This window comes from Actinoplanes subtropicus, assembly GCF_000721705.1.
In the GTDB taxonomy this organism is placed as follows: Bacteria; Actinomycetota; Actinomycetes; order Mycobacteriales; family Micromonosporaceae; genus Actinoplanes; species Actinoplanes subtropicus.
Map to the genome: position 1 here is coordinate 1 of NZ_JOJL01000088.1, position 6,691 is coordinate 6,691.

A 6,691-nucleotide genomic window follows, 5' to 3' on the forward strand; every position below is an offset into this window, starting at 1 on the left:
GCGATGCGTTACAACGCCCGCAAAAACCGCCGGATCCTCAAACTCCTACAGCTCCTACCAGCCTAAACGCAAACCCGGCCGACTTTGCCGTGCCCGTGGAGCAGACAGGCGGCGGCCAGTCAAGGAAGAATTGTAGAAGAAAGACATCTCGCCGACTGAAATTGCAAGTCTGTGAGACGTTCGCCTCTTACCTTCGAATGGGCGGCCCGCCGTTTCTAGAATTTCCGGCCGGGAGGTTTTCCTATGCATCTCTATTCCGAGGAAGACAACGCTCGACGGTCCGCGATCGCTGAGGAACAGCGATACCTCGACACGGCCGTGGCTCGGCGCGACCAGCTTGCCGCGAGCTTGGCGGAGCAGCTCGAGTCGGCTGCCCCGGACGAGCTGGGCCACGAGCGCCGGCGAATGCTGCGGCGGCAGGCCCAGGAAGTCGGGCGGGCCGCCGACGGGCTGGTCTTCGGGCGGCTCGACGGCCTGGACGGCACGGTGCGGCGCATCGGCCGGATCGGGCTGCGTGCCGAGGACGAGCAGGCCGAACCGCTGGTCGTGGACTGGCGCGCACCGGCGGCACGGCCCTTCTACACCGCCACGGCGGTCGATCCCCAGGGCCAGGCGCTGCGGCGGCACGTACGCACCAACGGGTCGGTGGTGACCGGTGTGGACGACGAGCCGCTGGACGGGTCCGCGGTGACGGACCTCGTCGGCGAGGGTGCTCTTCTGGCCGCCCTGGATCAGCGGCGCACCGGTCAGATGACGACGGCGATCTCCACCTTGCAGCGCGAGCAGGACGGCATCATCCGGGCCGAGGCGACCGGCCCGCTGATCGTGCAGGGTGGTCCGGGCACCGGCAAGACCGTGGTAGCGCTGCACCGGGTGGCGTACCTTCTGTTCACCCATCGGCAAATGGCGGATCAGGCCGTCCTGGTGCTCGGTCCCTCGCCCCAGTTCCTCGACTACATCGCCCAGGTGCTGCCCGCGCTCGGCGAGACCGCGGTCGTTTCCGCGACCTGCGACACATTGATCCCCGGCATCGCGGTGGAACGGAACGAGGATCGGCGACGTTCCGAGATCAAGGGCCGCGCTCTGTGGCAGCCGGCGCTCGAAGCGTACGTCCGGGCGCTCCTGCCACCGGCGCGCGGGCTCACCTTGCGGTGGGACGGCGACGCCTACGTCATCGAGGCGCAGACCGTCACCGACGTTCTCGCCTCGGCGACGCAAGGCCGCCCCTACCATCGGGCTCGCGCGGTGTTCGCCGAGCAACTGCACCAGCTGCTCGCCGACGCCGTCGCCGAACGACGACAAGCGCTGCTCGCCGAGATGGAGGAGGGACTGGAGGACATCCTGGCCCGCTTCGACCGCCGCGCGAAACCCGCCGCCGAACCTGAGCGGGCCACCACCGGCACCGACGTCGACGGGTTGATGTCCACGGAGGAGATCGAGGAGCTCCGCGAGCGCATCGCCGGCAACCCGGGCATCGCCAGGTTCATCGAGGCTTGGTGGCCGACCCGAGAGCCGGAGGCGACGCTGCGCCGGTTGCTCGGCGACGCGGCGCTGCTGCGCCGGCTCGCACCGCGGCTTTCCACGGACGAGGTCGCCCTCGTCGTCTCCTGCGCCACGCGGCCTTGGGCGTCCAGCGACATCCCCCTCCTCGACGCCATCGCTGACCTGCTCGGCGAGGCGGTCGAGCCGGAGCCGACGGCCGAGTTCGTGGCCGACCGCGCCCGCCGGCAGCGCGGCTGGGTCTACGGGCACGTCGTCATCGACGAAGCACAGGAGCTCTCCGAGATGCAGTGGCACATGGTGCTGCGCCGCTGCCCCAGCCGGTCCATCACCGCGGTCGGGGACATCGACCAGGCGGAGGCGTCGCACCGGCACACCACCTGGGCACAGGCCGTCAACGCGACGCTGGGCCGGCGCTGGACCGCCGCGGAGCTGAGCATCTGCTACCGCACGCCGCGCGAGGTCATGGCCCTCACCGGCCCGATCCTCGACAAGGCCGGCAGCAGCAACACACCGCCGCGGGCGGTCCGCACTTCGGGAATCGCCCCGTGGGCGTTCACCGTGGATCCGGCCGAGCTGATCGACGCCGCGACGGCGTCCGTAGCAGGATTGCTGCAGCGTTGGCGCGGCGGAACCGTGGGTGTCATCGCTCCCGCCGTCCGCGTCGCCCAGCTGAAGGCCGCCCTGAGCGACGTACCGGTGCTGACCGCCACCCAGGCGAAGGGCCTGGAATGGGACGCGACACTGGTCGTCGACCCTGACGGCATCACTGCGGAGCCACGCGGCTGGAACGGGCTCTACGTCGCGCTCACCCGATGCACCCAGGAGCTCGGGCAGCTGTCGATCGCCTGAGCGGAGCCGGCGAACCGCCGCATCGAGGCCGGTGGGTCAGGTTCAAGCCTCGGGGCGGACGAGCCTGCCGTGCACGACGCGGAGGGCGGCTTGTTTGAGGCGCTGCACGCGGACGCTGACGGTGTACGAGTCGATGCTGGTGAGCGTCGCGAGGCGGGTGCTCAGGTAGCGATAGAAGTCGGCCGCGTCCCGGCAGATGACGATGGCCATCAGGTTGTGGTTGCCGCTGGTGGCGCCGGCGAAGGCCACCTCGCCATGGGCCGCGAGCTGTTCGCCGGTGGCGGTCAGGTCGCGCGGTGCGGTGCGTAGCCACAGTGTGGCGTTCAGATGGTAGCCGAGCGGCTCGGGCAGCGACTCGACCTCGTAGAGGAGCGTGCCGGAGGCTTCCAGCGCGTCCAGACGTCGGGCGACCCGGCCGGTGGACCAGCCGGTGTGGGCGGCGAGGTGAGTGTGGGTGGCTCGCCCGTCCTCGCCGAGCGCGTCCAGCAGGGGCGCGTCGTCCGCGGTGGGTGGTGGGGGCGGCCCGGGCTGCGCGGGCGGTCGCCGCGCGATCAGTTGTGCGACCTGGTCGGGATCCAGGCACGTGCCGTAGCCGGTCCAGTCCGCGGTGGCGGCCGTGCCGAAGCGGTGGATCAGCAGGTCGACGGAGATGTCCAGGACGGCGGCTGCCCTGGGCAGTTGTTGCAGCAGAATGGCCTCCCGCTCGGACTCGACCGGCGACCGGACGATGCAGATGATTTCGGTGCCGCCCGAGGCGACGTGGGCATACGCGATGTCGGGACGGCGCGCCAGGGAGTCGGCCAGCGGAGCGGTGCGGTCGGGCCGGCACCGGATGCGGGCGACCCATTGCGCCTCGCCGTGGACGGCTGGGTTGATCAGGCCCACGACGCGGAGGATGCCGTCGCGGCGCAGCGCCTGGTAGCGACGTGCAACGGTCTGCTCCGACACCGCCAGTACGTCCGCGATGCGCCGGAACGGTGCCCGGGGCGCCAGCTGGAGAGCGTGGAGGATCTTACCATCCAAAACGTCAGGCATGGCGGAATCTTGCCATGGATTGCCAATGACATGGGGAAGTTGCTTCGATTCGGCGCGATCAGGACGGGATAATCGCGATGTCGGCGGATGCTGGTACTCCAAGAAAACATCTGGAGAGGGGCCCGTCCCTGTGGAGTTCACCGTCGACTTCTTCCGTGTCACGCCGCCGGTCGACATCATCGCTCGGTTGTTCGGCCAGCCGGAGTACACCGACTGGCTGGATGAGAGCATGTCGTGGAAGCGGACGTGCTATATCGGCGACTGGTCGTTCATTCCGCAGACCCGCCTGCGTGGCCCGCAGGTGCTGGACCTGTTCTCCGGCATCACGGTCAACTCCTTCGCCAACTTCCGCGCGGGCGCCTCCAAGCACGCGGTACACACCAACGCGCACGGCAAGATCATGCACGAGGGCATCCTCACCCGGCTGGACGAGGACGACTACGTCTACCACGGTCACGGCGGCGCATGGGCCACCTACAACCTGGACCACAGCGCCTTCAAAGCCACCGCCGAACCGGAGGACTGGTTCATCTACCAGGTGGCCGGTCCCGCCGCCGTGCCGCTGATGCAGGACCTGACCAGTGACGAGAAGCTGCTGGACGTCCCGTACATGCATGCCGTGCCGACCACCCTGGCCGGCCACCGGATCTGGGCGCTGCGGCAGGGAATGGCCGGCGAGGCCGGCTACGAGTTGCAGGGGCCGCGAGAGATCGGCCACCTGGTGTACGACGCGGTCGTCGAGGCCGGGCGCAAGTACGGCATCCGCCGGCTGGGAGCCCGGGCCGTGCCGATCAACCATCTCGAGAATGCCATCCCGACCAACGGGCTGGAATACCTGCCCGCGGTGTTCGAGCCCGAGTACGCCGATTACGTCGCCAGCATGCTCGTGACCCCGTACCGGCCGCGGCTCGCCTACATCACCGGCAGCTTCGAAAGCTCCGACTTGCGCGACTACTACCGCGACCCGGTCGAGTTCGGCTGGACGCGGCAGATCAAGTTCGACCACGAGTTCCTCGGCGACGCCGCGCTCCGCCGGATCGTCGCGAACCCGCGGCGTACCCTGCGCACCCTGGTGTGGAACAGCGACGACGTGCTGGACGTACACCGGTCCCTGTTCGCCGACGGCCCCACCTACACGTTCATGGACATGCCCCGCGACCAGCGGGGTTACATCTGGGCCGACCAGATCGAACGGGACGGCGCGCCGGTCGGTGTGTCCACCTCACGCGGTTACAGCTACTACTACCGGCAGATGATGTCGCTGGCGGTGCTGAACGTCGCCGACGCTGAGCCCGGCACGCGGGTCGAGGTGGTCTGGGGCAACCCGGGCGAGCCGAAGAAGCGGATCCGCGCCACGGTCGCGCAGGCCCCCTACAAGCCCGTCGGTTCCCGGGGTGACCTGCGCGCGCTGCTGGCCGCCTATCACGCCTCCGTCTGACATTTCCGCGCAAGCGGGGCGCCGGTCAGGTCTTCATGGCCGGCCGCCCCGCGGCGTGCCCTTCCGCCTTTTGTCCGAGCGTGGCATGACCTGCCGCAAGGGAGTTCACGTGAGTCACCTGTCGAAGCCGTCGACCGACCGGCGAGCGATCACGCTCGCCATGTCCTGCCTCGGCGTCTTCATCGCCTACCTGCCGATCACCACCGTGGCGATCAGCCTGCCCGCCATCCAGGAGGCGATGCACACCTCCACGGCACAACTCGCCTGGGTCCAGGACGCGTTCGTCCTGCCGCTGGCCGCCTTCGTGCTCACCGCCGGCGTCTTCGGCGACGTCCACGGCCGTAAGAAGGTGTTCTCCGCCGGCCTGCTGCTGGCCGCGGCCGGGGCCGCGGTTGCACTGTGCGCGACGACAATTCAGGTGCTGTGGGCCGGGCAGGTCCTCGCCGGCCTCGGCTCCGCCGCCCTGCTGCCCACCACCCTGGCCCTGATCAGCCACGCCGTGCCCGATCCCCGCGAACGCGGCAAGTTCATCGGGTTGTGGGCGATGGCTTTGCTGGCCGCGCTCGCGGTCGGCCCCGTCATCGCCGGCGTGATCCTCGACCACGCCGCATGGCGATGGATCTACCTATTGCCCATCCCCGCCGCACTGCTCGCGCTGGCCGCGGCCGCACGCCTGCTCCCCGACTCGCACGCCGCGCACGGACGCCGTCTGGACTGGCCGGGCCAGCTCACCGCCACGCTCGCGATCACCGCGCTCGTGTACGGAGTCATCGAGGGCGGCGCCGGATCCTTCACCGACGCCCGGGTGCTCATCGCTCTCGCTCTCGGCGCGATCGCCCTCGTCGGGTTCGTGCTCATCGAGCGGCGCAGCACCAGCCCGATGCTCAACCTAGCTCTGTTCCGCAGCCCCGCCTTCACCGCCACCGCGCTGGTCGCCTTGATCAGCTTCCTCGCGTTGATCGGCTTCTTCTTCGCCCTCAGTCTCTACTTCGGCATGGTCCAGCAACTCGACACCCTGCACGCCGCCGCCCGGCTGATCCTCGTGCCGCTGGCCGCGATCGCCGCGGGCGGTCCCGTCGGGCGCCTGATGCACCGGGTACCCGCCCGCCACCTGATCACGGGCGGCCTGCTGGTCATCACGGCCGCGCTCGCGCTGTTGACCACCCTCGACACGGACACATCCTTCGTCTCCGCGGGATGGCGGCTGGTCCTGCTCGGCGTCGGCATGGGCGTGGTCATGACGCCGATGACCGCGGTCGCCGTCGGCGCGGTCCCGCGCAGCCTCGCCGGGATGGCCTCGGCCGGCAACAACGCCTTCCGCCAGATCGGCAGCGCGCTCGGGCCCGCGGTTCTCGGCACCCTGCTGTCCGCCAAGGCCACCGCCACCCTCGGCGCCCACCTCACCGCCTCGGGGGTCACCGGATCGTTGCACCGGCAGGTCGTTGCGACCGCCGACGCGAGCGGCCTCGGCGCGGTCGCTCACCTGAGCCTCGGTGCGAGCGCGGGCCAGGTCTACGCGGCCCTCGGCGACTCCCTGCTCGACGGCCTGCGCCTGTGCCTGGTCGTAGCCGCCGTCCTGAACGCCGTCGCCGCCGCCTGCGCCCTGATCCTGCTCCGCGAACCTCGAACCACCGTCGCCACAGCCACAGCCACCCGACACGACCACCCCGCCGAGACAGTGTCCGCAGGTGCTCCTGGGAAAGAAGGCTGACGTGACACTCGCCCTCGACGTACCCGCGCGGCACCCGTCCCCCACGCACACCCCGAATCAGGCTTCCCTGATCGTGTACGGCAAGGACCGCACCGGCATCGTCGCCGCCGTCGGTGACGTGCTGGCCAGGCACCGGGCGAACATCGTCTCGCTGG

Annotated in this window: 4 protein-coding genes; 3 read left to right on the plus strand and 1 reads right to left on the minus strand. The window is 69.9% G+C overall.

Annotated elements, in window-relative coordinates:
• Positions 1 to 243 precede the first annotated feature (243 nt).
• The gene (locus IH26_RS0151895) at positions 244 to 2,352 is read left to right on the plus strand and encodes a HelD family protein (protein ID WP_030443714.1); all 2,109 of its coding nucleotides are present in this window, start codon (positions 244 to 246) and stop codon (positions 2,350 to 2,352) included.
• A 42-nt stretch (positions 2,353 to 2,394) separates the two neighbouring features.
• Here IH26_RS0151895 and IH26_RS0151900 read toward each other — a convergent pair whose 3' ends face one another.
• Positions 2,395 to 3,387 carry an Lrp/AsnC family transcriptional regulator gene (locus IH26_RS0151900; RefSeq protein WP_030443715.1) on the minus strand — a complete coding sequence of 331 codons (993 nt, stop codon included), beginning with the start codon at positions 3,385 to 3,387 and terminating at the stop codon, positions 2,395 to 2,397.
• A 130-nt stretch (positions 3,388 to 3,517) separates the two neighbouring features.
• On the opposite strand from IH26_RS0151900, the gene IH26_RS0151905 reads away from it, so the two are divergent.
• Complete coding sequence (locus tag IH26_RS0151905; protein WP_063763936.1) at positions 3,518 to 4,825, plus strand: aminomethyltransferase family protein; 1,308 nt, start codon at positions 3,518 to 3,520, stop codon at positions 4,823 to 4,825.
• 109 nt (positions 4,826 to 4,934) lie between these two features.
• The gene (locus IH26_RS0151910) at positions 4,935 to 6,536 is read left to right on the plus strand and encodes an MFS transporter (RefSeq protein WP_211268940.1); all 1,602 of its coding nucleotides are present in this window, start codon (positions 4,935 to 4,937) and stop codon (positions 6,534 to 6,536) included.
• Positions 6,537 to 6,691 lie beyond the last annotated feature (155 nt).